Genomic DNA, 1419 nt, shown 5'->3' with positions numbered 1-1419 from the left:
CTGAGACGTGATGCGTAGCCGATTGAGGCGAAGTGGATGATCCTATGCTGCCGAGAAAAGCCTCTAGTGAGTGTTCAAGCGGCCCGTACCCTAAACCGACACAGGTGGTCAGGTAGAGAATACTAAGGCGTTCGGGTGAACTGTGGTTAAGGAACTCGGCAAAATGCCCCCGTAACTTCGGGAGAAGGGGGGCCGTGTGGCGTGAAGCGCCTTGCGCGTGGAGCGTTGTGTGGCCGCAGAGACCAGCGAGAAGCGACTGTTTACTAAAAACACAGGTCCATGCGAAGTCGTAAGACGATGTATATGGACTGACGCCTGCCCGGTGCTGGAACGTTAAGAGGACGGGTTAGTGCCCTTTGGGGTGCGAAGCTCAGAATTTAAGCGCCAGTAAACGGCGGTGGTAACTATAACCATCCTAAGGTAGCGAAATTCCTTGTCGGGTAAGTTCCGACCTGCACGAATGGCGTAACGACTTCTCGGCTGTCTCAACCACAGGCCCGGTGAAATTGCACTACGAGTAAAGATGCTCGTTACGCGCGGCAGGACGGAAAGACCCCGGGACCTTTACTATAGCTTGGTATTGGTGCTCGGTTCGGCTTGTGTAGGATAGGTGGGAGACTGTGAAGCTCTGACGCTAGTTAGGGTGGAGTCGTTGTTGAAATACCACTCTGGTCGAATTGGGTGTCTAACCTCGGACCATGATCTGGTTCAGGGACAGTGCCTGGTGGGTAGTTTAACTGGGGCGGTTGCCTCCTAAAGAGTAACGGAGGCGCTCAAAGGTTCCCTCAGCCTGGTTGGCAATCAGGTGTTGAGTGCAAGTGCACAAGGGGGCTTGACTGTGAGACTGACGGGTCGAGCAGGGACGAAAGTCGGAACTAGTGATCCGGCCATGGCTTGTGGAAGCGTGGTCGCTCAACGGATAAAAGGTACCCCGGGGATAACAGGCTGATCTTGCCCAAGAGTCCATATCGACGGCATGGTTTGGCACCTCGATGTCGGCTCGTCGCATCCTGGGGCCGGAGTAGGTCCCAAGGGTTGGGCTGTTCGCCCATTAAAGCGGTACGCGAGCTGGGTTTAGAACGTCGTGAGACAGTTCGGTCCCTATCCGCCGCGCGCGTAGGAGACTTGAGGAAGGCTGTCCCTAGTACGAGAGGACCGGGACGGACGAACCTCTGGTGTGCCAGTTGTTCCGCCAGGGGCATGGCTGGTTGGCTACGTTCGGAAGGGATAACCGCTGAAGGCATCTAAGCGGGAAGCTCGTTCCAAGATGAGGTCTCCCACCCATTTGATGGGTTAAGGCTCCCAGCTAGACGACTGGGTTGATAGGCCAGAGATGGAAGCACGGTAACGTGTGGAGTTGACTGGTACTAATAGGCCGAGGACTTGCTCACAAAGATGTTACGCATCCACTGTACGGTT

General features: G+C 55.5%; 1 rRNA gene. It reads left to right on the top strand.

Annotated elements, in window-relative coordinates:
- Positions 1–1391: ribosomal RNA gene (locus B9C43_RS55325) — 23S ribosomal RNA — on the top strand; the annotation flags it as partial.
- Positions 1392–1419: the final 28 nt, after the last annotated feature.

It is taken from the genome of Kibdelosporangium aridum, assembly GCF_900176515.1.
Lineage (GTDB): Bacteria > Actinomycetota > Actinomycetes > Mycobacteriales > Pseudonocardiaceae > Kibdelosporangium > Kibdelosporangium aridum.
The sequence above is the reverse complement of the archived record's forward strand: the minus strand, read 5'-3'. Positions and strand labels throughout refer to the sequence as shown.